Origin of the sequence: Streptomyces mesophilus, from assembly GCF_040300965.1 — a bacterium.
GTDB classification, from domain to species: domain Bacteria; phylum Actinomycetota; class Actinomycetes; order Streptomycetales; family Streptomycetaceae; genus Streptomyces; species Streptomyces mesophilus_A.
Map to the genome: position 1 here is coordinate 1 of NZ_JBEPEW010000131.1, position 23,045 is coordinate 23,045.

Here is a 23,045-nt window from a genome sequence, read left to right on the forward strand (position 1 = left end):
CCCGCGGCCGCCCCGCCGCCCCCGGCCGCCCCGCCGGCCGCGCCCGCTCCCGTCCAGCTCACCAAGGTGACGCTCACCAAGAACGCGCCCACCGTCTCGCTCACCAAGCAGGGCGGCACCTCGGGCGGGATGCGCATCAACCTCAACTGGGAGGTGCGCAAGCAGTTCAAGGGCTGGGGCGCCAAGCTGGGCCGCGCCGTCGCCATGCACTCGGACCTCGACCTGGACCTGTGCGCCCTCTACGAACTCTCCGACGGCCGCAAGGGCGTGATCCAGGCGCTCGGCAACGCCTTCGGAGCGCTCGACCGCCCGCCGTTCATCCATCTCGACGGCGACGACCGCACGGGCGCCAACGCCTCGGGCGAGAACATGTCGATCAACCTCGACCACAAGAACGCCTTCCGGCGCATCCTGATCTTCGTCACGATCTACGAGGGTGCCCGCAGCTTCGCCGACCTCAACGCGACGGTGACGCTGACCCCGCAGCACGGTGCGTCCATCGACTTCTCGCTGGACGAGTGCACGGTTCCGTCGACGGTCTGCGCCCTGGCCCTGCTCACCAACGAGCACGGCGATCTGCTCGTCCGCCGCGAGTCCCGCTTCCTGGTCCCCGAGCGCGGCGTCAGCCCGCAGCGCACCGTCGACTACGCGTACGGCTGGGGCCTCGACTGGACCCCGGGCCGCAAGTAGCGACGCCTCGTCACCGGTCGGGGGCGGGTTCCGTACGGTCGGGCCGCGCATAGGTGCGGCCCTTCCACGCGGCCCCGCGTCCCCGGTAGTGCTGCACGGCCGAGTCCACGGTCATCAGCAGATACAGCACCGCCGTCCCCGGCAGCAACGGCGCGAGCCAGAGCGGCTGCCGGTAGTAGCGAAGCATCGGGACATACGTGGCCGTCATCACCAGCCACGCCAGGCCGGCCGCCCATGCGGCCGGCCCGTCCCCGCGGGCGAGCGCCAGGAGCAGACCCGCCGGGGGCACCACGTACACGAGCAGCAGGCCCGCGACCGTCCCGAGCAGCAACAGCGGCTGGTGGCGCAACTGCGCGTACGCGCTGCGCGAGACCATCCGCCACAGATCACCGAGCCGTGGGTACGGGCGGACGCTGTCCACCTTGTCGGCGAGCCCCAGCCAGATCCGGCCGCCCCTCGACTTCACCGCCCGCGCAAGGGCCACATCGTCGATCACGGCGTGCCGGATGGACTCCGGCACCTCTGCGCGGGCCGCGGCCTCGTCGCGCAGCAGCACGCACCCGCCTGCCGCGGCCGCCGTCCGCGACCCGTCCACGGCGATCCGGCGGAACGGGTACAGCTGCGCGAAGAAGTAGACGAACGCCGGAACGATCAGCCGCTCCCAGACGCTCGCGGCCCGCAGCCGCGCCATCTGCGAGACGAGATCGAACCCGGAGCCATGGGCGGCCGCCACCAACTCCCGCAGACTGTCCGGCTCATGGGAGATGTCCGCATCGGTGAGCAGCAGGTATTCGGGCTGTTGGGTGCCGCGTGCCTCCGCGATCCCGTGCCGCACCGCCCACAGCTTCCCCGTCCAGCCGGCCGGCGGTTCGCCCGGCGTCGTCACGGTCAGCGGAAGCCCGCCGTGCTGAGAGGCGAGGGTACGGGCCAGCTCCCCGGTGCCGTCCGAGCTGGAATCGTCCACGAGGAAGATCCGCGCCTCACCGGGATAGTCCTGCTTGAGAAGCGACGGAAGGCTGAGCGGGAGCACCGCGGCCTCGTCCCTGGCCGGCACGACCAGGGCCACCGAGGGCCAGGTCGCGGGATCCCGGCGGGCGGGCAGCCTGATATCCGTACGCCAGAAGAAGCCCTGCGCGAGCAGCAGCCACAGCCAGGCGGCCAGCGACGCGGCGGCGGTCCAAGCGAGTGCGCTCATCCACGCGATGATGCCCCACACCAGGGCCGCAAGGGCGCAATCATCTATGGTGGCCGGGTGAAGATCGCGCTCCTGGACTCCGGAATCGGCCTGCTCCCCGCCGCCGCCGCGGTACGGCGCCTGCGGCCGGACGCCGATCTCGTGCTGACCTGCGACCCCGAGGGAATGCCCTGGGGCCTGCGCACCCACGAAGACCTCACCGCCCGGGCGCTCGCCTGCGCCGAGGCGGCTGCGGTCCGGCAGCCCGACGCACTGATCGTCGGCTGCAACACGGCCTCCGTGCACGCACTGCCCGCCCTGCGCGCCCGGCTGGAACCGCAGATCCCGGTGATCGGCACCGTCCCCGCCATCAAGCCCGCCGCCGCGGGCGGCGGACCCGTCGCGATCTGGGCCACGCCCGCCACCACCGGCAGCCCGTACCAGCGGGCCCTGATCGGCGAGTTCGCGGCCGGAGTCGACGTCACCGAAGTGCCCTGCCCCGGTCTCGCCGACGCCGTCGAGCACGCCGACGAGGCGGCCATCGACCGGGCGATCGCCGCGGCAGCTGCCCTCACGCCGAAGAACGTGCGCGCCGTCGTCCTCGGCTGCACCCACTACGAGCTGGTCGCGGAGCGTATCCGCGCCGCCGTGCAGCAGCCCGGCGACGCGCCCCTCGCCCTGCACGGCAGTGCCGGCGCCGTCGCCGCCCAGGCCCTGCGCCGTATCCACCTCGAGCCCGCACCGGACGCCTCCGCCACGGGGTCGCTGACCGTGCTGCTCACCGGCCGGGAGGGCGACCTCCCCGCGGCCGCGCTCGCGTACGCGGAAGGCCGCCGGCTCAGGGTCGCCAGCGCCGCGCGCTGAGTCCGCAGGACCCATGGGGCACCTGGGCAGGACCCATGGGATACATGGGTCGCACAACTGAATGTCACGCTCCGCGATCCCGTGCCTTCGCAGCGGAACACTAGTAGCCTTCACGCCATGAGGGACCCCCACGAAGAGCGGGGCGCACAGCCCCAGCCGGAGATCTGGACCGGCCGTGCCACGAACCGTGTGCAGTGGCTGCTCGCCAGCTTCGGCGCGGCCTGCATGGCGCTCGGTATCGAGCTGGCCGTCGACTCGCCCTGGACCTCCGGGCTCGCGCCCCTGGTGATGGCGGTGGTCGGCTGCGTGGCCGCGGGACTGCTGATGCTCTTCGGCACCCTGGCCTTCGTTCATGTGGCGGTACGGGTGGACACCGAAGCCCTCGAAGTGCGCTGCGGGCACATGGGTCTGCCCCGGCGCCGCATCCTGCTCGACAATGTCGTCGCCGCCGAGTTCGCCCCCAAGATCACGCCGCAGCAGTGGGGCGGCTGGGGCTGCCGCTGGCGTCCCGAGAAGGGCACCGCCGTGGTCGTACGGCGTGGTGAGGGGCTGGTCCTGAACCTGGGCGACGGAAGGAAGTTCACGGTCACGGTCGACGATGCCGAGGCCGCGGTGCACTTCATCCGTGAACGTCTGAGGCTGCCCACCGCCGGTCCCGCACAGGGCGCCTGACGTCCGCTGTCCGCCAGGCGCGGACCGCCTGACCTCCGGTTCTCCGGACGCCCTTGGCCTGGTCACAGCCGCGCGCCGTAGACTCCGCGGCGTGACAGCCACCATCGCCCCGACCGGCGAGCAGACCCCGCCCGCACCCGAGCCGCGCGGCCGACGGCTGCTGCGCGCGCTTGTTCCCGCCGCGGCGGCCGCGCTCAGCGGTGTGCTCCTCTACGTGAGCTTCCCGCCGCGCACCCTGTGGTGGCTGGCGCTGCCCGCGTTCGCCGGGCTCGCGTGGTGTCTGCGCGGCCGCGGCTTGAAGAGCGCGCTCGGCCGCGGTTACCTCTTCGGCCTCGGATTTCTGCTGCCGCTGCTCGTGTGGACGGGTGTGGAGGTCGGCCCCGGTCCGTGGCTCGCGCTGGTCGCGATCGAGGCGCTGTTCGTCGCGGTCACCTCGGTCGGTATCGCCGCCGTGTCCAAGCTTCCGGGCTGGCCGCTGTGGGCGGCCGCGGTGTGGACCCTGGGCGAGGCGGCCCGGGCACGGGCGCCGTTCGGCGGTTTCCCCTGGGGGAAGGTCGCCTTCGGGCAGGCCGACGGGGTGTTCCTGCCGCTGGCCGCGCTGGGCGGCACTCCGGTGCTCGGTTTCGCCGTGGTGCTCTGCGGGTTCGGTCTCTACGAGGCGGTACGGGTGTTCCTCAAGTACCGCCGTACCCGCACCCTGCACCGGGGTACCGCGGCCGTGGCGCTCGCCGCCGTCGCCGTGCCGCTCGTCGGCGCGGTCGCCTCGCTGCCCCTGGTCTCCGACGCGGCCGAGAACGGCACCGCCACGGTCGCCGTCATCCAGGGCAACGTCCCGCAGGCGGGACTCGACTTCAACGCCCAGCGCAAGGAGGTCCTCAACCACCATGTGCAGGAGACGCTGAGGCTCGCCGAGCGGGTCCGTGCGGGCAAGGTGAAGAAGCCCGACTTCGTGCTCTGGCCGGAGAACTCCTCCGACATCGACCCCTTCCGCAACCCCGACGCGTACGCCGATATCGACGCCGCCGCCAAGGCCGTGGGCGCGCCCATCTCCGTCGGCGGTGTGGTGGAGGCCGACGACGGCCGGCTGCTCAACGAGCAGATTCTCTGGGATCCCGTGAAGGGGCCCACCGAGACGTACGACAAGCGGCAGATCCAGCCGTTCGGCGAATTCCTGCCGATGCGCTCACTGGTCGACATGATCAACCCCGCCTGGGGGTCCATGGTCCGCAAGGACTTCAGCCGGGGCAGCAAGCCCGGAGTGTTCACCATGGGCGGCGCCGAGGTGGGGCTCGCGACCTGTTACGAGGCGGCGTTCGACTGGGCCGTGCGCGACACGGTCACCCATGGCGCCCAGCTGATCTCCGTGCCCAGCAACAACGCCACCTTCGACCGCAGCGAGATGACCTACCAGCAGCTCGCCATGTCGCGGGTCCGCGCCGTCGAGCACAGCCGCACCGTCACCGTTCCGGTCACCAGCGGCGTCAGCGCCGTGATCATGCCGGACGGCGAGATCGTGCAGCGCACCACCTGGTTCACCGCGGACACCCTGGTCGCCGAGGTGCCGCTGCGCTCGTCGCAGACCCCGGCCACCAAGCTCGGCATCGCGCCCGAACTGGCGCTGGTCGCCGTGGCCTTCGGCGGGATCGGCTGGGTCATCGCACGGCGGGTGCGGGCACGGGGCGCGGCCGAGAAGTGACGGCGGCGGCCGCAAGCAGCGCCGCGGCGGCCGAAGCTGCGGCTAGCAGTACGAAGAGCGCGGCATGGCCGCCCAGGGCGGTGGCGAGACTCGCGCCCGCCCAGGGTGCGAGCGCAGCCGCGAGGGTGGCCGGTGCGGCAAGGAGCGCCGAGAGGCGGCCGTAGGAGCCGGTGCCCCAGCGGTCGGCGACGGCCGTCGCCTGCAGAAGCGTGAGGTTGCCGCGGACCATGCCGGCCGCGACCGCCAGGACGATCAGGAGCGGGACGGGACCGGGCACGAGCCCCAGGGCCCCGGTGGTGGCGCCGCCCGCGGCGATCAGGGCGACGGTGCGGGTGGTGACGCCGGTGCGTTTCGCGAGCGTGGCGTACAGGGCGCGGCCCAGGGTCTGGCCCGCGCCTCCGAGGCCGAGGGCCCAGGCGGCGGCGGTGGGGGTCGCACCTCGTTCGGTCATCAGCGGGACGATGCCGATCACCACCGCGTACACCGCGAAACCGGAGAGGGTGAACGCGGCGGCCAGCAGGACGAAGGGGCGACTGCGGGCAACCAACCCGTTCCTGCCGCTCTGTTGGGCCGGAGCCGCCGGGGCCGGTGGCCATGGTGCGCGCAGGGCGAGTGCGTGGGCGGGGATCGTGACGGCGGCCAGGATGACGGCGAGGACGGCGTACGTGGTGCGCCAGCTGAGGTGTGCGGCGAGGGCGGCGGTCAGCGGGGCGAAGAGGGTGGAGGCGAGTCCACCGGCGAGCGTGATGACGGTCAGGGCACGGACGCGGTCCGGACCCCACCAGCGGGTCACCGCGGCGAAGGCGGGCTGGTAGAAGGTCGCGGCCATGGCGGCACCGGCGAGCATCCAGCCCGCGAAGAACAGCGGAAGGCCGGGAGCGCTCGCGACCATCAGGACGGCGGCCGTGGCGAGGACGGAACCGCCGGTCATGACGGCACGCGGTCCGTACCGGTCGAGGACGCGGCCGACGGGGATGCCGACAGCCGCCGAGATCAGCAGGGCCAGGGAGAAGGCGGCGGTGGCCGTGCCGGTGGGCCAGCCGGTGTCGGCGGTGATGCGGGGGAGCAGCACCGGGAAGGCGTAGTAGACGATTCCCCAGCCGGTGATCTGCGTGGCGCACAGCGCGGGCAGGACGGCGCGGGGCCGTGACCGGTGCTGCGTACCGGTCACGGCCCCGTCGGTGTGGGCCTTGGGCACGTTGCTCAGCAGCCGCCGGCAGCGGGCGCACCGAGCTGGACGAGGGCGGGGGTGCCGCAGCAGCCCGCGTCGGCCTGGCCCTCCTGCGGGGTGGCCTCGTCGAACAGGCCCGCGCCGCCGCACACGCCCGTCTCCGGCAGGGTCAACTCGACGCGCTCCGCGGCATCCTGGTCGCCGGCGAGGGCGGCGGCGATGGAGCGGACCTGCTCGTATCCGGTCATCGCGAGGAACGTGGGGGCGCGGCCGTAGGACTTCATGCCGGCCAGGTAGACGTCCTGCTCGGGGTGGGAGAGCTCCTTGACCCCGTGCGGGTAGACCGTGCCGCAGGAGTGGACGTTCGGGTCGATCAGCGGGGCCAGCTCGACCGGGGCCTGCAGCCGCTCGTCGAGGGCGAGGCGGAGCTCGTCCACGAAGGAGAGGTCGGGGCGGAAGCCGGTCAGGCCGATGACCTCGTCGACCGGGTCGAGGCGGCGGCCGTCGTCGCCCGCCAGCACCAACTGTCCGTCCTGGTGGACGATTTCGTACGTACGGAAGCCGGTCACGGCCGTGGCGTACCCGTTGTCCACCGCGGCCTTGGCCGCGAGGCCGAGCGCACCGCGTGCGGGGAGCTGGTCGGACTCGCCGCCGCCGAAGGTGCTGCCACTGATGCCGCGGCGCAGCACCCATACCGCATGGGTGCCGGGCTCCTGCTTCGCCAGCTCGGCGAGGGAGGCCAGAGCGGTGAAGGCGGAGGCGCCGGAGCCGACGATCGCCGTGCGCTTGCCCGCGTAACGGGCCCGTACAGCCGGGTTCTGGAGGTCGGGGACGCGGTACGAGATCCGGTCCGCGGCCGCGCGCTCACCGAGGGCGGGCAGACCGTCGCCGCCGAGCGGACCGGGGGTGGACCAGGTGCCGGAGGCGTCGATGACGGCGCGGGCGAGGAGGCGCTCCTCGGTCCCGTCCGCGTAGGTGACATGGACGGTGAAGGGCTGCTCCTCGCGGTCGGCGTCGACCACGCGGTCGCGCCCGGTACGGGAGACGCCGGTGACGGTGGCGCCGAAGCGGACGCGGTCGCCGAGCGCGTCGGCGAGGGGCTCCAGGTACCGCCCGGCCCAGTCGCCGCCGGTCGGGTAGGTGGCGCCGTCCGGCTTGACCCAGCCGGTGGGTGCGAGCAGCTTCTCGGCGGCCGGGTCGACGACCTCGGCCCAGGTGGAGAAGAGGCGGACGTGCGCCCACTCGCGGACCGCGCTGCCCGCCGAGGCACCGGACTCCAGGACCAGGGGTTCCAGACCGCGTGCGGTGAGCTGGGCGGCGGCGGCCAGGCCGATGGGGCCGGCTCCGATGACCAGGACGGGCAGGGTGGTGGTGGACGTACTCACGGCGGGGTCCCCTTTGTTTCGACGTTTGTCGATGGCTTCGGCGTCAGCATCGCACCTGATTCGATGAACGTCAACATAGATGTTTGTCGAATACCTGGGTAGGCTTGAGGCATGTCCACCATGAAGAGCCTGCCGCTCCTGGAGCCGGAGACCGCCGAGGCCGCGACGCCCTGCTGCCCGCCCCTGACGGAGCGCACGTTCACCGCCGAGGAGGCCGAGCGCACCGCGAAGATGTTCAAGGCGCTCGGTGATCCGGTACGCCTGCGCCTGTTCTCCGCGGTCGCTTCGCACCCGGGCGGCGAGGCGTGCGTATGCGACATCTCCGACGTCGGGGTCTCCCAGCCGACGGTCTCCCACCACCTCAAGAAGCTCAAGGAGGCGGGTCTGCTCTCCTCCGAGCGGCGCGGCACGTGGGTGTACTACCGGGTGGAGCCGTCCGTGGTGACGGCGATGGGCAACTTGCTGGCGCCTGCGGGGAATTGACCACCCGGCGTATCCGGGCGTGCGGTGCCGGGGTGCGTTTACGGCGCGGGTTCTGGTGCGGTCGGCTACGCGGGGGCCGACGTCTTGCCTTCGGGCTGAACGTCTGTTTAGTATCCTGAACATGCGTTCAGTCGGTGAGGATCGGACCGGTCGCGCGGTCATCCGGGACGAGGCATTGCGCCTCTTCGCGGCACGCGGCACTGAGCGGGTGACGGTGCGACAGGTGGCCGCTGCGGCGGGCGCGTCTCCCGCGCTGGTCATGCATCACTTCGGGTCGAAGGACGGACTGCGTGACGCCGTCGACCAACATGTCGTGGCAACCGTGGAGGAGCTGATCGCCCAACTCGCCCGCGCGGCACCCGCCGACGCGCTGCTACGGCAGTTGCCGCCCGACTCTCCCGTCCCCGAATATCTGGGGCGGCTCCTGGTGGAGGACAGCGCCGCCGGGCAGCGGCTCTTTGAGCGTCTCCTCGGCGCAAGCCGAGACGCGCTGCAGGTGATGGTGGCGGAGGGCACCGCGTCCAGCGGTGACGATCCGTCCGTGCGTGCCGCCTTCCTCCTTGTCAACGATCTCGCGGTGCTACTGCTGCGGAACCGCCTCATCCATGCCCTCGACCTCGATCCGCTCTCCGCGGACGGACTCACGCGCTGGACGGGGGAGGTGGCGAACATTTACGCCGAGGGGCTCGGGGGGCGTTCCAGCTCGCCGTAGGCCAGGGCATCGCCTCGTCGCGCCTCGCTTCGCCGGACATGTCGTGCCCGCCCTCGTCGCGCCTGCCTTCGCCGGACATGTCGTGCCCGCCCTCGTCGCGCCTCGCTTCGCCGGACATGTCGTGCCCGCCCTCGTCGCGCCTCGCTTCGCCGCACATGTCGTGCCCGACGCCGCACTCCGCCGAGAAGGAGAACCCTGATGCCCGTCATCTCGACAGCCGGCACAAAGGTGCCCTACAGCGTCGTCGGCAGCGGCCCCGGACTCGTCCTGCTGCACGGCACCAACAGCGATGGCGCCTCGGCCTTCGGTCACCTCGCGCCGCGCTTTCCCGGCCGAAGGGTGGTCACGCCGGATTACGCGGGCTCGGGTGCCTCCACCATCCCTGACGGACCGCTCCAGTTGGAGGTGCTGGTGCAACAAGCGGCGGCGGTCGCCCGTACGGCCGCTGAGGAGCCGGTGGACTTACTCGGTCATTCGCTCGGCGCGGTGGTGGCCGCCGCTCTCGCCGCCGACCACCCGGAACTGATCAGACGGCTGGTGCTCATCGCCCCGTGGGCGGACGGTGAGGACCCCCGGCACCGGCTGGTCTTCGAGACCTGGCGGCGGCTCGAGGACGTCGACCCGGAACTGAGCCTGCGCTACGGCCTGTCCGTCGCCTTCTCGCCGCGCTTCCTCAGCGGCCTCGGCCACGACCGCCTCGCGCAGCTCGCCGGCGGCACGTTCCCACCGGCCACCGACCGCCGTATCGACCTCGACCTGCGCCTGGACCTCCGCGACCGGCTGCCCAGGATCATCGCGCCGACCCTGGTCATCGGCCTGACCCAGGACTACTTGGTCCCGGCCGAGCGCGCCATGGCGGTCCACGCCGCGATCCCGTCGAGCCGGTACGCCGAGCTCGACAGCGGCCACGCCGTCCTCCTCGAACAGCCCGGCCAACTGCTCGGCCTGGTCCGCGACTTCCTCGACAAGGAGCACGCATGATCCGCCACGCCGACCCACAGTACGGACCGGGCGCCCGTAACCGCCTCGCCGGGACCACCGACCCGACCGAGCGCGGCGCCCACGCCGCCTTGGAGTCCTTCTACTACTCCCTGAACAACCGGGACGCCGACGCGCTCCGCGGCAACTGGTCGACCCACTCGCTTGCCCAGCTCAACAACCCCCTCGGCGGAATCCTCCGCGGAGGTGATGCCATCGCCGGCCTGTACGCGACCATCTTCACCGGGTCCGTCCGCGTCGAGGTCACCTTCGGCGACGTCGTCGAGTACATCGGCGACGGCCACGCCGTCTTCGCAGGCCGCGAAACAGGCACCTACACCGTTGCCGGCAGCGCTGCGGTCCCGCTGCACATCCGCACCAGCCGCTATTTCCGCTATGAGGACGGACACTGGCGGCAGTTCCACCATCACGGCAGCATCGACGACCCGCACGCCCTCGCTGCCTACCAGGCCGCCATCCAAGGCGCCTGAACCCACCAACTGTTCAAGCGGCATCGGAGGAGCGGTACTCATCCGGGCGGCCGCAAAGCATGAAGGTGGCGCTCAGGCCGTCACGTCCTGAGCCTGGCCGGAGCGAACTTCTTGCGCCAGGCCAGCGACACGTAGACGAGTGCGATCAGGACGGGCACCTCGATGAGCGGTCCGACGACACCCGACAGGGCCTGACCGCTGGTCACGCCGAAGGTGGCGATGGCGACCGCGATCGCCAGCTCGAAGTTGTTGCCGGCCGCCGTGAACGCGAGCGTCGTGGTGCGGTCGTAGGCGAGCCCGATCGCCTTGCCGAGCGCGAACGTGCCGAAGAACATGATCGCGAAGTAGACAAGGAGCGGCAGCGCGATGCGGGCCACGTCCAGCGGCTGCGAGGTGATGGTCCTGCCCTGCAGCGCGAAGAGGATGACGATCGTGAAGAGCAGGCCGTAGAGGGCCCAAGGGCCGATCTTCGGCAGGAACTTGGACTCGTACGACTCGCGCCCGAGCTTCTTCTCGCCGATGCGGCGGGTGAGGAAGCCGGCGAGCAGCGGGATGCCGAGGAAGACGACGACGTTCAGCGCGATCTTCCACATCGAGATGTCGAGCTGCTCGCCCTCGCCGAGACCCAGCCAGCCGGGCAGCAGGTCGAGGTAGAACCAGCCGAGCAGGCCGAACGCGAGGACCTGGAACACGGAGTTGAGCGCCACGAGCACGGCGGCGGCTTCGCGGTCGCCGCAGGCCAGGTCGTTCCAGATGATGACCATGGCGATGCAGCGGGCGAGCCCGACGATGATCAACCCGGTGCGGTACTCGGGCAGATCGGCCAGGAAGATCCACGCCAGCGCGAACATCACCGCGGGCCCGACGATCCAGTTGATGACCAGCGACGACGCCATCAGCCTGCGGTCGCCGGTGACGGCGTCGAGCCGGTCGTAGCGGACCTTGGCGAGGACCGGGTACATCATGACCAGCAGGCCGAGGGTGATGGGCAGCGAGATCCCGCCGATCTCGACCTTGGCGAGGGCGTCGTTGAGGCCCGGGATCACGCGGCCCAGGCCGAGGCCTATGGCCATGGCGAGAAGGATCCACACCGCCAGGTACCGGTCGAGTGTGGAGAGCTTGGCGACGATCGAGGCATCCTCGCCACCCTTGGGCGGTGAGGCGGTGCCGGGTTCGGTCGCGGTCATCAGCAGGCTCGCTTTCGGTTCGTCTCGATCGTCGTGCGCGCGGTGGCGGCCAGCTCGCCGAAGGAGGCGGCAAGCGCCTCGATGACCTCGGGCTTCAGCTTGTAGTACGTGAAGCGCCCGCACGGCTCCGTCTCCACCACGCCCGCCTCGCGCAGCACGCGCAGATGGTTGGAGAGGTTCGTCTGCCGGGCACCGGTCTCCTCCACGAGGTGGGTGGTGCACAGGGTCTCGTGGGCGAGCAGGGTCACGATCTGAAGCCTGAGCGGATCGGCGATGATCCGGATCAGATCAGTGGTGGCTGACGTCATCATGGGCTGATACTGTCACATCAGTGGTGGCTGATACCACTCGCTGCTGACCTGAGACGCGGTCCGCGGTCCGCGGTCCCCGATGGTCGATCGTCGCCGTCGACAGGTGGTCCGTGATGTGGGATCCGCGATCGATCGCCCCGCGCCGTAAATCCACGTGAGACAAGAGAGACCCGCGATGTCCGAGAAGCCGTCCGTTCTTTTCGTCTGCGTCCACAACGCCGGCCGTTCGCAGATGGCGGCCGCCTGGCTGACCCACCTCGCGGGCGACCGGATCGAGGTCCGCTCGGCCGGCTCGAACCCTGGCGACGCCGTGAACCCGGCCGCCGTCGAGGCCATGGCCGAGGTCGGCATCGACATCTCCGCCGAGTCGCCGAAGATGCTCACCGTGGACGCGGTCAAGGAGTCGGACGTCTGCATCACGATGGGATGCGGCGACACCTGTCCCGTCTTCCCCGGCAAGCGTTACCTGGACTGGGAGTTGGCGGACCCGGCGGGCCAGGGTGTGGCGGCCGTGCGTCCCATCCGCGACGAGATCAAGGTCCTGGTCGAGGGGTTGATCGCAGAGATCGCGCCGGAGAAGTCGGTCTGATCGCGGAGAGCGGGCGTATCAACTGCAGCAGGAGCCCCCGCTCTGCGCCGGTGCGGCGACAGTGACCACGGCGGCGGAGAGCGGCTTGGTGGCGCGGACGATCGCGGAGTGCATGCCGTCGGCGACCTGGTGGGTGGGGGTGACCTCGACGCCGGTGAACCCGGCCGTCTCGAGGCCTTGGCGGTACTCGGCGAAGGAGAGCGCACCCGCGATGCAGCCCACGTAGTTGCCGCGCTCGGCCCGCTGCTCCGGAGTGAGTGCGTCGTCCGCCACCACGTCCGAGATACCGATCCGGCCGCCGGGTGCGAGCACGCGGAACATCTCGGCGAAGACCGCGGGCTTGTCGACGGACAGGTTGATCACGCAGTTGGAGATCACGACGTCGACGGTGCTCGCGGGTAGGGGCACCGACTCGATCGTCCCCTTGAGGAACTCGACGTTCGTCGCGCCGGCCTTCTCCTTGTTGGCCAGTGCAAGGGCCAGCATCTCGTCGGTCATGTCCAGGCCGTACGCCTTGCCGCTCTCGCCGACACGGCGAGCGGACAGGAGGACGTCGATACCGCCCCCCGAGCCGAGGTCCAACACCCGCTCGCCCTCGCGGAGTTCGGCGACGGCCAGGGGGTTGCCGCAGCCGAGCGAGGCGGCGACGGCCTCGGCGGGGAGGGTCTCGCGGTCGGTGGCCGCGTAGAGCCCGGACCCGAAGTTCTCGTCGATCTCGACGCCCTCCGGGCCGCAACAGGCCGCACCTCCGCCGGTCACCTTCAAGGCGGCGGCCGCGTATCCGGCGCGGACGGTCTCCAGCAGTTCGGACTGCTCGCTCTTGCTCACGTCGGCTCCTCGGTGATCCATTGTTTCGACGTCTGTGAAATCAAGGCTGCCTGTTGATTCGATGAGAGTCAACATAGAGGGGCGTCGAAATAAGAAGAGGAGGGTGCGGTCGTGACATCGATCGACTATCGTCGATCATCGATGAATGAGACCGAGTGTGAGCCGGGCCCGCTGAGCCACGAGGACGCCGCCACCTATGCCGCCTGGTTCAAGGCGCTGGCCGACCCCATGCGGGTACGCCTGCTGAACCTGCTCGCAGCCGAGCGGCGGGCGATGACGGTCGGCGAGATCGTCGCGCGGCTGCCGATCGGCCAGTCGACCGTTTCGCACCACCTCCGGATTCTGGCCGAGGTCCGCTTCGTACTCGCCGAGCGGCAGGGAACCTCGACCCGCTACGAGGTCAACGGCGCCTGCCTGGAGTGCTTCCCGGCCGCGGTGCGCGCCATCATGGGGCAGCCATGATCATCACGGCACTCACCGCTGCCCACGCGGAACAGGTCCTGGGCATCTACCAGTCGGGCATCGACGAAGGAAACGCCACCTTCGAGACCGAAGCCCCGATCTGGCGCGCATTCGATGCCGCCAAGATGCCCGAGCACCGCTTCGTCGCATTGGCCGCCGACGGCGAGAACGTGCTGGGCTGGGTCACCGCGACGCGCGTCTCCGACCGATGCGCCTACGCCGGTGTCGTGGAGCACTCGGTATACGTCCACCCCGCGGCACGCGGCCAAGGTGTCGCCCGCGGATTGCTCGGTGCCCTCGTGACCTCGACCGAGGCCGCCGGCATCTGGACGATCCAGTCGGGCATCTTCCCCGAGAACACGGCGAGCCTGCGGCTGCATCGGAGCCTCGGCTTCCGGCGCATCGGCACGCGCGAGCGCATCGGCCGCCTGCACGGCCGGTGGCGTGACGTGGTCCTCGTCGAACGCCGCAGCCCCGCCATCAGTTGAACCCCGCCCGGCCCCGGCACGCCGTGGGCATGGCCGAACCGTAGATCAGCCGCGCGTTAGGGTCGGGGCATGGGTACCCCCGACTTCATCCGCGAGATCCGGGCCAGCGCGGGCCATCAACTCCTCTTCCTGCCGGGCGTGACGGCGCTCGTCTTCGACGACGAGGGCAGAGTGCTGCTCGGCCGTCGCGCGGACACGGGCAAGTGGTCCGTGATCGGCGGCATTCCCGACCCCGGGGAGCAGCCCGCCGCCTGCGCCGTACGAGAGGTGTACGAGGAGACGGGCGTCCACTGCGTACCCGAGCGGGTCGTGTTGGTGCAGACGCTCGACCCGACGATGTACCCCAACGGCGACCACTGCCAGTTCATGGACATCACGATCCGCTGCCGCGCCGTCGGCGGCGAGGCAAGGGTGAACGACGAGGAGTCGCTCGAGGTGGGCTGGTTCTCCGTGGACGCACTGCCTGCGCTCCACGAGTTCGGCCTGTTCCGTATCAAGCAGGCGCTGCTCGACGAACCCACCTGGTTCGACCCCACCGTCTGAACCGGCCTCAGACCCACACGGTCCCGAGCCACACGGCCGCCGCCGCGAGCACGATCAGGGCGATGTTCAGCCCGGTCTCGCGCACCTCGCCGCGAGACAGATGCAGCCGCATCGCCCCGATCTGCAGCAGCACAAGACCGGCGGCGGCCGCTATGGCCAGCCATGGGGCGATGCCGGTCAAGGGCGGCAGCAACAGGCCCAGGGCGCCGAGGACTTCGACGACCCCCAGCGCTCTGAGCGCCGGCAGCGGGACCGTGTCGACCCAGGCCATCATCGGCTTGAGCTTCTCAGGGCTCCGCACGGCTTTGATGCCGCCCGAGTAGAGGTAGAACAGGCCGAGCAGTACGCCGACGATCCAATAGGCAACGGTCATGAGGGCCCCCTGGAAGCTGGGTCACGGGCAGGAAGTGGCCTCATGATGAGTCAGCGTCGAGACGCTTACAAAAGGCACACGGATGTGCCTGACGCACAGGGAGCTGTCATGTCGCAGGCGCAGCCGGGCACGCCGTACGAGCACACCTGCATGATCCGCGGGGACGGCGGCCAGTCGATCCGCGCCGTACTCGACCGGATCTGCGACAAGTGGACGCTCCTGATCGTGGCCACCCTCGACGAGAAGCGGATGCGCTTCGGCGAACTGCACCAGCACATTCCGGGTATCTCGCAGCGGATGCTGACCCTGACCCTGCGCCACCTCGCCCGGGACGGACTCGTCTCCCGTACGGCCTTCGCGGAGGTGCCGCCGCGCGTCGAGTACGCCCTGACCCCGCTCGGCAAGAGCCTGATCCCTCCGGCGTTGACGCTGGCCGCATGGGCCATGGAGAACAATGCGCGGATCATGGAGAGCCGGGTCGCGCACGATACGGGCGACGGCCGGCCGAGCCCGCCCACGGAATAATCCGGGGCCGATTCCGCTTGATCCTCTGTCGTACTTTACGATTGCCGTCTTTGTTTGCGTCCGCACAGAGCTGACGGCAGGACCGAGGAGCAGGCCCCATGACCACCGCACCGCCGGTGACCCAGCACGTTTTGGACAACCCGGCGTACGCCGCGCTCCTGGGCCCGCACGCCCACTTCGCCGAGCGCTACGGCCGTGCACTGAGCTACCCCTCGGATGTGACGCTGTGGCAGGGCCTCCCCGATGAGCCCGACGCCCAGGACTGGGCCGACCTCGCCGCGCTCCGCGGCCCCGGGGCCGAGGTCGCGCTGCCCGGACTGCGGTCCATGCCGCCCGCCGACTGGAAGATCACCTTCGAAGGCCAGGGCGTCCAGCTCGTCGACGAGTCCGTCGACGCCCGCCCGGACCTCGAAGCCGTACGGCTCGGCCCCTCGGACGCCCCCGAGATGCTCGACCTCGTCGCCCGGACACAGCCCGGCCCGTTCCTGCCGCGGACCGTGGAGCTCGGCACCTATCTCGGCATACGGCGCGAGGGCCGCCTCGTCGCGATGGCGGGGGAGCGGATGCACCCGCCCGGCTATACCGAGATCAGCGCCGTCTGTACCGACGAGGACTTCCGCGGCCAGGGCCTCGGCACCCGTCTCGTACGCGCGGTGGCGTTCGGCATCCGCGAGCGCGGCGAGATCCCCTTCCTGCACGCGTCGACGGAGAACGTAGGCGCGATACGCCTGTACGAGTCGCTCGGCTTCCGCCGCCGGGGGATCACCCGGTTCGTCGGTGCGAAGGTGCCCTGCCCGACGGCGGTCTGAGCGCCTCACTCCTTGCGGTACGCGTAGGCCTCCCGGGCCGCCGCCTCCACCGCATCCAGATCCGCCCCCGCCGAAGCCGTCACCACCGCGGCCACCGCGCCCTCGACGAAGGGGGCGTCCACCAGCCGTGATCCGGGCGGGAGTTCGTCGTCCTCGGCCAGCAGCGCCTTCACCGTGAGCACCGCGCTGCCCAGGTCGACAAGGAGCGCGACACCGGCGCCGCGGTCCACCGAGTGGGCCGCGGCGGCGATCAGGTCGGCGCTGGTGCCGAGGCCCCCGTCGGGCGTGCCGCCGGCGGCGGCGACCGGGGCCAGGGCCTTCCCGCCGGCGAGGCCGGACGCGAGGTCCGCCACGGCGGTCGCCACCGGACCGCTGTGCGAGACGAGGACGATGCCGACCAGCGGCGACTCGGTCATGCGCCCGCCCCGCCCTCGCCGGCAGCCCCACCCTCGCCGCCCGTCCCGCCCGCGCCCGCCGCCTCGGCGAGCGCCGCGATCAGCAGTGCCGAGGACGTGGCCCCCGGATCCTGATGCCCGATACTGCGTTCACCGAGGTAACTCGCCCTGCCCTTGCGGGCGATGAGCGGCACCGTCGCCTCGGCGCCGTCCGCGGCGGCCTGAGCGGCCGCCGAGAACGAAGTGGCCAGGGCCGCGACCGCCGGATCGAGCGCGTCCAGCATCGTCTTGTCGCCGGGGACGGCGCCCCCGAGCTTGGCCACCGCCTCCACGCCCGCGCGCAGCGCGGCCGCCAGCTGCTCGGCGGATACCTCGGGTTCGTCGCCCAGCTCCTTGCCGGTGCGACGTAGCAAGGTTCCGTACAGCGGGCCGGACGCGCCACCGACCGTGGAGATCAACTGCCGTCCGGCCAGGACCAGGACGGCCCCGGGTGAGGTCGGCGCCTCCTTGTCCAGTGCGGTTGCGACGGCGGTGAAGCCGCGGCGCAGATTGCTGCCGTGGTCCGCGTCGCCGATGGGCGAGTCCAGTTCGGTCAGTCGCGTCGCCTCACGGTCGACGGCGGCAGCGGTCGCCGTCATCCAGCGGCGGAAGAACTCGGCGTCGAGCACAGGGTCTCCTGTCAGGGGTGGTCGGTGCGGTGCGGTGCGGTGCGGCGGGGACGGTCAGATTCCCCAGCGCAGTGCGGGCGTACGGACCGGTGCGTCCCACAGCCTCAGCAGTTCCTCGTCGATCTGGCACAGGGTCACCGACGCACCGGCCATGTCGAGGGAGGTCACATAGTTGCCCACCAGCACCCGGGCCACGGCGATATCGCGTGCGGCGAGCACCCGCGTGACCTCCGCGTGGAAGCCGTACAGCTCGAGAAGCGGTGTCGCCCCCATGCCGTTGACGAGCAGCAGCACCGGATTCGTCGGGCGCATGTCGTCGAGGATCGCGTCCACGGCGAACTCCGCGATCTCCCCGGAGGTCATCATCGCGCGCCGCTCACGGCCCGGCTCGCCGTGGATGCCGATGCCCAACTCCAGCTGTCCGGCGGGCAGATCGAAGGTGGGGCTGCCCTTGGCGGGGGTCGAGCAGGCGCTGAGCGCTACGCCGAAGCTGCGGGAGTTCTCGTTCACCTGGCGCGCGATCGCCTCGACCCGCTCGAGCGGCATGCCCTCCTCGGCGGCCGCACCCGCGAGCTTCTCCACGAACAGGGTCGCGCCCGTCCCGCGCCGGCCGGCCGTGTACAGGCTGTCGGTGACGGCCACATCGTCGTTGACGAGGACCTTGGCGACCTGGATGCCCTCGTCCTCGGCGAGCTCGGCGGCCATGTCGAAGTTCATGACGTCGCCGGTGTAGTTCTTCACGATGAACAGCACGCCCCGTCCGCTGTCCACCGCCGCCGCGGCCCGCACCATCTGATCCGGCACGGGGCTCGTGAACACCTCGCCCGGGCAGGCGGCCGAGAGCATGCCGCGGCCCACGAACCCGCCGTGCAGCGGCTCGTGACCGCTGCCGCCGCCGGAGACCAGGCCCACCTTGTCGGCTACCGGTGCGTCCCGTCGTACGATCACCCGGTTCTCGACGTCGACCGTCAACTCCGGGTGGGCGGCGGCCATGCCGCGCAGCGCGTCCGCGACCACTGTCTCCGCCACATTGATGAGCATCTTCATTTCGGCCGCCTTCAGTAGGTCGGGTGTCCCTCGCGTCCGGTCTGTGCCCAGTATTGGCCAGCAGCCCGGCCAGGTCACGGGTGCGGAGCGGGTGCGGCAGGGCGAATCACACCCGATGCACCATCAGGTGGCCACCGCCGACCCGGCCGCCCCGCCCGCGAGCCGTCCCGCACCTAGGCCGGCGTATCCACCGGCAACCGCGGACACACCTGATGCACCAGCTCGAACAACCGGCGCTCATTGCCCGCGAGTCCGGCCGCGGCAAGGGCCTGGTCCGCCTCGGCCATGGGCGGAGTGAGCACAGTGATCGCCATGGGCGCGCTGCGCGGATCCTCGAGCGCGGCGCGTGCCGTCTGGAGGAGGCGGATGTAGGCCTGCGCTGCGACAAGTTCGAGCTCGGTCATGTCAACTGCCCTTTCGTGCAAGGTCACGGGCCTTCCCCCTGAAGGCCTCGGACCGACCAGTCTTGCGTACGGCACTGACAACGCCCCGCGACCTGCGCAGTTGCCGCTCTGTCCGGCACCCGGGCAGCCGATCCCCGACCCATGGGGGCCCGTCATACTGAGCGCTCCCGAAGATCACTCGGGTGGGCGCGACAGGGATCAGGCACACGTGACTAGGAGCGAGCGATGAGCGAGCAGAACGGCACCCACGCCGAGGCCGGGTACAGGACGGTGCAGGAGACACAGCCCTCAAGTGCCGTGCCCCTCAAGGAGATCGAGGCCCGCTTCACCGAGGCCCTCTCCGCGCCCCGGGCCGAGGTGTTCGGCCGGATACAGCGGGCGGCGCGCGCCCTGCCCGACAGCCGGGTGGTCCGGGTGATCCCCGGATTCGGCGTGCACGAGACCGCGCCCGTGCAGGTCATGGTCCTCACCCTGAAGGAAGGGGTGCGCCAGGCACTCGTCGACACCTTCACCAACGAGGCGTTCTGGGCCGGCGTGGAGAGCGCACTCGAGGAGTGCGTCACCGGCCTCGGCTCCCAGGAGGGCGCCGCCCATCTGCGGTTCCTCGACAGCGGGCCGGACTCCACCGCGTACACCTGTGATCTGCTGTTCGCGCTGCAGGACGAGGAGACCCAGGGCGCGCTGTACGCGGTCTCCTTCTGCGTACGGATCGAGGTCGCTCTGCCCAAGGAGCGGGTGCTCGCGCTGACGCTCGAGGACACGGCCCAGTTCGCGGTCCGGCTGGACGCCGTGAGCGTGCGCCACGAGGTCTGAGCAGGTCGGCGGTAGCGCTCGCCCACACCCGTAACCCCGAATATGTGGACGCGCGACACATGGGCCGATGGACGGTGTGTCTCTAGCGTTTCCCGCCATGACGAGCCAACTTTCCGGGCGGCCCGGCCTCGCCGCGGCCGCCGCCGTGGACCTCTCGGGGCGCAGTGCCCTGGTGACCGGCGGCGGCAGCGGCATCGGCCGGGCCTGTGCCCTGGCCCTGGCCGAGGCCGGCGCCCAGGTCCATGTCGTGGACCTGGACGCCGAATCGGCCAAGGAGACCGCCACGGAGGCCGGCGGGATCGCGCATGCCGTGAACCTCGCCGACCCCACCGCACTGCACGCGCTGCCCCGCGAGATCGACATCCTGGTCAACTGCGCCGGCCTGCAGCACGTCGCGCCGATCGAGGAGTTCCCGCCCGAGCGCTTCGAACTGCTGCAGAAGGTCATGGTCACCGCGCCGTTTCTGATGATCCAGCGGTGTCTGCCGCATATGTACGCGCAGGGCTGGGGCCGGCTCGTGCACATCTCGAGCATGCACGGCCTGCGCGCGAGTGCTTTCAAATCCGCGTACGTGACCGCCAAGCACGGGCTCGAAGGCCTGAGCAAGGTCGCCGCGCTCGAAGGCGCCCCGCACGGCGTCACCAGCAACTGCGTGAACCCCGGCTACGTCCGCACCCCGCTCGTCGAGGGCCAGATCGCCGCACAGGCCCAGGCCCACGGCATCGACCCCGAAGCCGTGATCGGTGAGGTGCTCCTGGAACGCTCGGCGATCAAGCGTCTGATCGAACCCGAGGAAGTGGCCGCGGCGGTGCTCTGGCTCTGCGGCCCGCACACCGGTTTCATCACGGGCACCTCCCTCCCCGTGGACGGCGGCTGGGGCGCCAACTAGGCACCCGACCCCCGTCCGGCCCGCATCCCCCAGTTCAGCCCGCACACCCCCGTCCCCGCACAGCCGACCGAAACGGTGGCCTCACCATGACCAGCGTCAGCTCCGCACCGCCCAACCCCGGCGGGATCCGCCGGATCGTCGCCGCGAGCCTCGTCGGCACCACCATCGAGTGGTACGACTTCTTCCTCTACGGATCCGCCGCGGCCCTGGTGTTCAACACCCTGTTCTTCCCGGACAGCGACCCGCTCGTCGGTACCCTGCTCTCCTTCCTCACCTACGCGGTCGGCTTCGCGGCCCGCCCCCTCGGCGGCGTGGTCTTCGGGCACTACGGCGACAAGATCGGCCGCAAGAAGCTCCTCGTCATCAGCCTGATGATGATGGGCGGCGCGACCTTCGCGATGGGTCTGCTGCCCACCCACGCCACCATCGGCGTCGGCGCACCCATCCTGCTCACCCTGCTCCGCCTGATCCAGGGCTTCGCGCTCGGCGGCGAGTGGGGCGGCGCGGTCCTGATCGTGTCCGAGCACGGCGGCGCCAAGCAGCGCGGATTCTGGGCGTCCTGGCCGCAGGCCGGCGCACCCGGCGGCAACCTGCTCGCCACCGGTGTGCTCGCGCTGCTGGCCGCAGTGCAGTCGGACGCCGCCTTCCTGGCCTGGGGCTGGCGCATCCCGTTCCTGCTGTCCGGGGTCCTGGTCGTGATCGGTCTGTGGATCCGTATCTCCGTCTCCGAATCGCCCGTCTTCCTGGAAGCGCAGGCGAAGGCAGCGGCCCGCGCCGAGCAGGGCGTCAAGGACGAGGCGCCGGTCGTCGAGGTGTTCCGGCGCAGCTGGCGCGAGGTGCTCACCGCGATCGGCACCCGCTTCGGCGAGAACATCTCGTACTACGTCCTGACGGCGTTCCTGCTCGTCTACGTCACCGTCCACCTGGAACTGCCCAAGAGCACCGCCCTGAACGCGGTACTGATCGGCTCCGCCGTGCACTTCGTGACCATCCCGCTGTGGGGCGCCCTGTCCGACCGTATCGGGCGCCGGCCGGTGACACTGATCGGCGCGGTGGGGATGGCGGTGTGGGCGTTCGCGTTCTTCGCCCTGCTCGACACCGAGTCCTTCCCGGTGATGGCCCTGTCCGTGACTGTCGGACTGCTGTTCCACGGGGCGATGTACGGGCCGCAGGCCGCGTTCATCTCCGAGATGTTCGATACGAAGGTCCGCTACTCGGGTGCGTCGATGGGCTCCCAGCTGGCGTCGATCATCGGTGGTGCGCTCGCCCCGATCATCGCCGTGGAACTCCTCAAGGACTACGGGAACTCCACCCCCGTCGCCCTCTACCTGGCGGGCGCGGCGCTGGTCACCGCGGTGACGGTGTGGATCGCCAAGGAGACCCTCGGCCGGGACCTCGCCAAGGACGGCGTGAGCGTCGAGAGCGACGCGAAGGTCCCCGCTCCGGTGAACGGCTGACCGCCCCGGGCCCGCCGTGCGGCCGTCGAGAACGGCCACGTCACGGCGGGCCCCCGCCTCGTACGGGAAACGTATGCTCACCGCCATGAACGGTCTCGGCGACAACCCCCTGACCTGCGGCGCCGCCCTGCGCCGCCTCCTCGACCTGCTCGCCTCGGGAGCTGGCGCCGAGGAGTTCGCCCGGCCTGCCGCCGAGGCACGCGAGGCCGGGGCGAGCCCCGCCGAACTGGGCGAGATCTCCGCGGCCACCGAGGTGGCCCTGCGGATCCGGCGCACCCTCAGCCAGCACCGCCGGCGCGAGACCGAACTGACCGCCCTGTTCGACACCGCCAGCGACCTCGCCGCGCTGCGCAATCTGGACGCCGTCCTGCGCGCGATCGTGCACCGGGCGCGCCTGCTGCTCGGCACCGACGTCGCCTATATGTCGCTCAACGACGACACCGTGGGCGACACCTATATGCGCGTCACGGACGGCTCGGTGTCCGCCGCGTTCCAGCAGCTGCGCCTCGGGATGGGGGAGGGGCTCGGCGGGCTCGTCGCGCACACCGCCCGCCCGTACGCGACCGGCGACTATCAGGACGACCCGCGCTTCAAGCACACGTTCACCATCGACAGCGCGGTGGCCGAGGAAGGGCTGCACGCGATCCTCGGCGTACCACTGATGCTCGGTCCGAAGGTGATCGGAGTCCTGTACGCATCCGACCGCTCCCCGCGCACGTTCTCGCCGCAGGAGGTCAACCTCCTGTCCTCGCTGGCCGATCACGCCGCGATCGCCATCGACAGCGCGCGCCTGCTTGAGGAGACCCGGGCCGCGCTCGACGACCTCAACGCCGCCTCCGCGACCATCAGCGCGCACAGTGCCGCGATGCGCCGCGCCGAAGCCGCCCACGACCAGCTCACCGACCTGGTGCTGCGGGGCGGCGGCGCCGACGAGGTGGCCG

At 71.0% G+C, this 23,045-nt stretch carries 29 protein-coding genes; 18 read left to right on the plus strand and 11 right to left on the minus strand.

What is annotated here, in order from left to right:
- Window positions 1-690 (plus strand): TerD family protein (locus ABT367_RS32455; RefSeq protein WP_434975586.1); only part of this gene is annotated, 690 nt, incomplete at its 5' end.
- 10 nt (window positions 691-700) lie between these two features.
- On the opposite strand, the gene ABT367_RS32460 is transcribed toward ABT367_RS32455, so the two are convergent.
- Window positions 701-1,885 (minus strand): glycosyltransferase, encoded by a 1,185-nt coding sequence (locus tag ABT367_RS32460; RefSeq protein WP_352256853.1) that lies wholly within the window; start codon window positions 1,883-1,885, stop codon window positions 701-703.
- 57 nt (window positions 1,886-1,942) lie between these two features.
- On the opposite strand from ABT367_RS32460, the gene ABT367_RS32465 reads away from it, so the two are divergent.
- The 3 genes from ABT367_RS32465 to lnt all read left to right on the plus strand — a co-directional run bounded on the left by ABT367_RS32465 (window position 1,943) and on the right by lnt (window position 5,096).
- Window positions 1,943-2,728: a glutamate racemase gene (locus ABT367_RS32465; RefSeq protein WP_352256854.1), complete on the plus strand. Its 786-nt coding sequence runs from the start codon at window positions 1,943-1,945 to the stop codon at window positions 2,726-2,728.
- 117 nt (window positions 2,729-2,845) lie between these two features.
- Window positions 2,846-3,400, plus strand: coding sequence for a hypothetical protein (locus ABT367_RS32470; RefSeq protein WP_352256855.1), 555 nt, complete (start codon window positions 2,846-2,848; stop codon window positions 3,398-3,400).
- A 91-nt stretch (window positions 3,401-3,491) separates the two neighbouring features.
- A complete protein-coding gene (gene lnt / locus ABT367_RS32475) occupies window positions 3,492-5,096 on the plus strand; it encodes an apolipoprotein N-acyltransferase (protein ID WP_434975587.1) in 1,605 nt (534 codons plus the stop codon).
- On the opposite strand, the gene ABT367_RS32480 is transcribed toward lnt, so the two are convergent.
- Together ABT367_RS32480 and ABT367_RS32485 are read right to left on the minus strand one after the other, a co-directional pair.
- The gene (locus ABT367_RS32480; protein ID WP_352256856.1) at window positions 5,053-6,294 is read right to left on the minus strand and encodes an MFS transporter; all 1,242 of its coding nucleotides are present in this window, start codon (window positions 6,292-6,294) and stop codon (window positions 5,053-5,055) included. The two genes, lnt and ABT367_RS32480, sit on opposite strands and share 44 nt — an antisense overlap.
- Window positions 6,295-6,299: 5 nt before the next feature.
- On the minus strand, window positions 6,300-7,652 hold the full coding sequence (locus tag ABT367_RS32485; RefSeq protein WP_352256857.1) for an NAD(P)-binding domain-containing protein: 1,353 nt from the start codon (window positions 7,650-7,652) through the stop codon (window positions 6,300-6,302).
- Window positions 7,653-7,763: 111 nt separating this feature from the next.
- Between ABT367_RS32485 and ABT367_RS32490 the strand changes: the two genes are divergently transcribed.
- From ABT367_RS32490 to ABT367_RS32505, 4 genes are all read left to right on the plus strand, one after another.
- Entirely contained in the window at window positions 7,764-8,135 is a 372-nt protein-coding gene (locus ABT367_RS32490) for an ArsR/SmtB family transcription factor (RefSeq protein ID WP_352256858.1), read from the plus strand.
- Window positions 8,136-8,256: 121 nt separating this feature from the next.
- Window positions 8,257-8,847, plus strand: coding sequence for a TetR/AcrR family transcriptional regulator (locus ABT367_RS32495; protein WP_352256859.1), 591 nt, complete (start codon window positions 8,257-8,259; stop codon window positions 8,845-8,847).
- 198 nt (window positions 8,848-9,045) lie between these two features.
- Entirely contained in the window at window positions 9,046-9,828 is a 783-nt protein-coding gene (locus ABT367_RS32500; RefSeq protein WP_352256860.1) for an alpha/beta fold hydrolase, read from the plus strand.
- A complete protein-coding gene (locus tag ABT367_RS32505) occupies window positions 9,825-10,316 on the plus strand; it encodes a YybH family protein (RefSeq protein ID WP_352256861.1) in 492 nt (163 codons plus the stop codon). Before ABT367_RS32500 ends, ABT367_RS32505 begins: the two co-directional genes overlap by 4 nt.
- 80 nt (window positions 10,317-10,396) lie before the next feature.
- Here the strand turns inward: ABT367_RS32505 and arsB are convergent, their stop codons facing one another.
- Together arsB and ABT367_RS32515 are read right to left on the minus strand one after the other, a co-directional pair.
- Entirely contained in the window at window positions 10,397-11,503 is a 1,107-nt protein-coding gene (gene arsB, locus ABT367_RS32510; protein ID WP_352256862.1) for an ACR3 family arsenite efflux transporter, read from the minus strand.
- Window positions 11,503-11,814: an ArsR/SmtB family transcription factor gene (locus tag ABT367_RS32515; RefSeq protein WP_199548202.1), complete on the minus strand. Its 312-nt coding sequence runs from the start codon at window positions 11,812-11,814 to the stop codon at window positions 11,503-11,505. The genes arsB and ABT367_RS32515 overlap by 1 nt, the downstream gene beginning before the upstream one ends.
- Before the next feature lie 175 nt (window positions 11,815-11,989).
- Between ABT367_RS32515 and ABT367_RS32520 the strand changes: the two genes are divergently transcribed.
- On the plus strand, window positions 11,990-12,403 hold the full coding sequence (locus tag ABT367_RS32520; RefSeq protein ID WP_352256863.1) for an arsenate reductase ArsC: 414 nt from the start codon (window positions 11,990-11,992) through the stop codon (window positions 12,401-12,403).
- A gap of 18 nt (window positions 12,404-12,421) precedes the next feature.
- Here ABT367_RS32520 and arsM read toward each other — a convergent pair whose 3' ends face one another.
- Entirely contained in the window at window positions 12,422-13,231 is an 810-nt protein-coding gene (arsM, locus tag ABT367_RS32525; protein WP_434975588.1) for an arsenite methyltransferase, read from the minus strand.
- Window positions 13,232-13,372: 141 nt separating this feature from the next.
- Between arsM and ABT367_RS32530 the strand changes: the two genes are divergently transcribed.
- From ABT367_RS32530 to ABT367_RS32540, 3 genes are all read left to right on the plus strand, one after another.
- The gene (locus ABT367_RS32530) at window positions 13,373-13,693 is read left to right on the plus strand and encodes an ArsR/SmtB family transcription factor (protein ID WP_352256865.1); all 321 of its coding nucleotides are present in this window, start codon (window positions 13,373-13,375) and stop codon (window positions 13,691-13,693) included.
- The gene (locus tag ABT367_RS32535; protein ID WP_352256866.1) at window positions 13,690-14,181 is read left to right on the plus strand and encodes a GNAT family N-acetyltransferase; all 492 of its coding nucleotides are present in this window, start codon (window positions 13,690-13,692) and stop codon (window positions 14,179-14,181) included. Before ABT367_RS32530 ends, ABT367_RS32535 begins: the two co-directional genes overlap by 4 nt.
- Before the next feature lie 69 nt (window positions 14,182-14,250).
- Complete coding sequence (locus ABT367_RS32540; RefSeq protein WP_352256867.1) at window positions 14,251-14,724, plus strand: NUDIX hydrolase; 474 nt, start codon at window positions 14,251-14,253, stop codon at window positions 14,722-14,724.
- 7 nt (window positions 14,725-14,731) lie between these two features.
- Here ABT367_RS32540 and ABT367_RS32545 read toward each other — a convergent pair whose 3' ends face one another.
- Complete coding sequence (locus ABT367_RS32545; protein WP_352256868.1) at window positions 14,732-15,097, minus strand: DoxX family protein; 366 nt, start codon at window positions 15,095-15,097, stop codon at window positions 14,732-14,734.
- Window positions 15,098-15,205: 108 nt separating this feature from the next.
- Between ABT367_RS32545 and ABT367_RS32550 the strand changes: the two genes are divergently transcribed.
- Both ABT367_RS32550 and ABT367_RS32555 read left to right on the plus strand, forming a co-directional pair.
- A complete protein-coding gene (locus ABT367_RS32550) occupies window positions 15,206-15,622 on the plus strand; it encodes a winged helix-turn-helix transcriptional regulator (protein ID WP_352256869.1) in 417 nt (138 codons plus the stop codon).
- A gap of 98 nt (window positions 15,623-15,720) precedes the next feature.
- A complete protein-coding gene (locus tag ABT367_RS32555) occupies window positions 15,721-16,431 on the plus strand; it encodes a GNAT family N-acetyltransferase (RefSeq protein ID WP_352256870.1) in 711 nt (236 codons plus the stop codon).
- 5 nt (window positions 16,432-16,436) lie between these two features.
- On the opposite strand, the gene ABT367_RS32560 is transcribed toward ABT367_RS32555, so the two are convergent.
- The 4 genes from ABT367_RS32560 to ABT367_RS32575 form a co-directional block, all read right to left on the minus strand.
- Complete coding sequence (locus ABT367_RS32560) at window positions 16,437-16,847, minus strand: PTS-dependent dihydroxyacetone kinase phosphotransferase subunit DhaM (protein ID WP_352256871.1); 411 nt, start codon at window positions 16,845-16,847, stop codon at window positions 16,437-16,439.
- A complete protein-coding gene (dhaL, locus tag ABT367_RS32565; protein WP_352256872.1) occupies window positions 16,844-17,494 on the minus strand; it encodes a dihydroxyacetone kinase subunit DhaL in 651 nt (216 codons plus the stop codon). Before dhaL ends, ABT367_RS32560 begins: the two co-directional genes overlap by 4 nt.
- A gap of 54 nt (window positions 17,495-17,548) precedes the next feature.
- Window positions 17,549-18,541 carry a dihydroxyacetone kinase subunit DhaK gene (gene dhaK, locus ABT367_RS32570; protein ID WP_352256873.1) on the minus strand — a complete coding sequence of 331 codons (993 nt, stop codon included), beginning with the start codon at window positions 18,539-18,541 and terminating at the stop codon, window positions 17,549-17,551.
- A 173-nt stretch (window positions 18,542-18,714) separates the two neighbouring features.
- A complete protein-coding gene (locus ABT367_RS32575) occupies window positions 18,715-18,945 on the minus strand; it encodes a hypothetical protein (RefSeq protein ID WP_187816383.1) in 231 nt (76 codons plus the stop codon).
- Between the two features lie 225 nt (window positions 18,946-19,170).
- Here ABT367_RS32575 and ABT367_RS32580 point away from each other — a divergent pair, with 225 nt between their 5' ends.
- The 4 genes from ABT367_RS32580 to ABT367_RS32595 all read left to right on the plus strand — a co-directional run.
- Window positions 19,171-19,758 carry a Type-2Aa cytolytic delta-endotoxin gene (locus tag ABT367_RS32580; protein WP_352256874.1) on the plus strand — a complete coding sequence of 196 codons (588 nt, stop codon included), beginning with the start codon at window positions 19,171-19,173 and terminating at the stop codon, window positions 19,756-19,758.
- A gap of 97 nt (window positions 19,759-19,855) precedes the next feature.
- Window positions 19,856-20,647, plus strand: a complete 792-nt coding sequence (locus tag ABT367_RS32585; protein WP_352256875.1) for a 3-hydroxybutyrate dehydrogenase — start codon at window positions 19,856-19,858, stop codon at window positions 20,645-20,647.
- 86 nt (window positions 20,648-20,733) lie between these two features.
- Complete coding sequence (locus ABT367_RS32590) at window positions 20,734-22,104, plus strand: MFS transporter (RefSeq protein WP_352256876.1); 1,371 nt, start codon at window positions 20,734-20,736, stop codon at window positions 22,102-22,104.
- A gap of 85 nt (window positions 22,105-22,189) precedes the next feature.
- Window positions 22,190-23,045, plus strand: an 856-nt coding sequence (locus tag ABT367_RS32595) for a GAF domain-containing protein (protein WP_352256877.1), incomplete at its 3' end; no start/stop codon positions are given.

Coding starts and splice junctions, on each gene's coding strand:
- ABT367_RS32535 (WP_352256866.1), top strand. CDS start 13,690: ATGATCATCACGGCACTCACCGCTGCCCACGCGGAACAGGTCCTGGGC.
- ABT367_RS32575 (WP_187816383.1), bottom strand. CDS start 18,945: ATGACCGAGCTCGAACTTGTCGCAGCGCAGGCCTACATCCGCCTCCTC.
- ABT367_RS32460 (WP_352256853.1), bottom strand. CDS start 1,885: ATGAGCGCACTCGCTTGGACCGCCGCCGCGTCGCTGGCCGCCTGGCTG.
- ABT367_RS32590 (WP_352256876.1), top strand. CDS start 20,734: ATGACCAGCGTCAGCTCCGCACCGCCCAACCCCGGCGGGATCCGCCGG.
- ABT367_RS32500 (WP_352256860.1), top strand. CDS start 9,046: ATGCCCGTCATCTCGACAGCCGGCACAAAGGTGCCCTACAGCGTCGTC.
- ABT367_RS32470 (WP_352256855.1), top strand. CDS start 2,846: ATGAGGGACCCCCACGAAGAGCGGGGCGCACAGCCCCAGCCGGAGATC.
- ABT367_RS32550 (WP_352256869.1), top strand. CDS start 15,206: ATGTCGCAGGCGCAGCCGGGCACGCCGTACGAGCACACCTGCATGATC.
- ABT367_RS32555 (WP_352256870.1), top strand. CDS start 15,721: ATGACCACCGCACCGCCGGTGACCCAGCACGTTTTGGACAACCCGGCG.
- ABT367_RS32560 (WP_352256871.1), bottom strand. CDS start 16,847: ATGACCGAGTCGCCGCTGGTCGGCATCGTCCTCGTCTCGCACAGCGGT.
- ABT367_RS32490 (WP_352256858.1), top strand. CDS start 7,764: ATGTCCACCATGAAGAGCCTGCCGCTCCTGGAGCCGGAGACCGCCGAG.
- ABT367_RS32545 (WP_352256868.1), bottom strand. CDS start 15,097: ATGACCGTTGCCTATTGGATCGTCGGCGTACTGCTCGGCCTGTTCTAC.
- ABT367_RS32495 (WP_352256859.1), top strand. CDS start 8,257: ATGCGTTCAGTCGGTGAGGATCGGACCGGTCGCGCGGTCATCCGGGAC.
- ABT367_RS32505 (WP_352256861.1), top strand. CDS start 9,825: ATGATCCGCCACGCCGACCCACAGTACGGACCGGGCGCCCGTAACCGC.
- dhaK (WP_352256873.1), bottom strand. CDS start 18,541: ATGAAGATGCTCATCAATGTGGCGGAGACAGTGGTCGCGGACGCGCTG.
- ABT367_RS32515 (WP_199548202.1), bottom strand. CDS start 11,814: ATGATGACGTCAGCCACCACTGATCTGATCCGGATCATCGCCGATCCG.
- ABT367_RS32530 (WP_352256865.1), top strand. CDS start 13,373: ATGAATGAGACCGAGTGTGAGCCGGGCCCGCTGAGCCACGAGGACGCC.
- ABT367_RS32580 (WP_352256874.1), top strand. CDS start 19,171: ATGAGCGAGCAGAACGGCACCCACGCCGAGGCCGGGTACAGGACGGTG.
- ABT367_RS32540 (WP_352256867.1), top strand. CDS start 14,251: ATGGGTACCCCCGACTTCATCCGCGAGATCCGGGCCAGCGCGGGCCAT.
- ABT367_RS32585 (WP_352256875.1), top strand. CDS start 19,856: ATGACGAGCCAACTTTCCGGGCGGCCCGGCCTCGCCGCGGCCGCCGCC.
- ABT367_RS32520 (WP_352256863.1), top strand. CDS start 11,990: ATGTCCGAGAAGCCGTCCGTTCTTTTCGTCTGCGTCCACAACGCCGGC.
- arsB (WP_352256862.1), bottom strand. CDS start 11,503: ATGACCGCGACCGAACCCGGCACCGCCTCACCGCCCAAGGGTGGCGAG.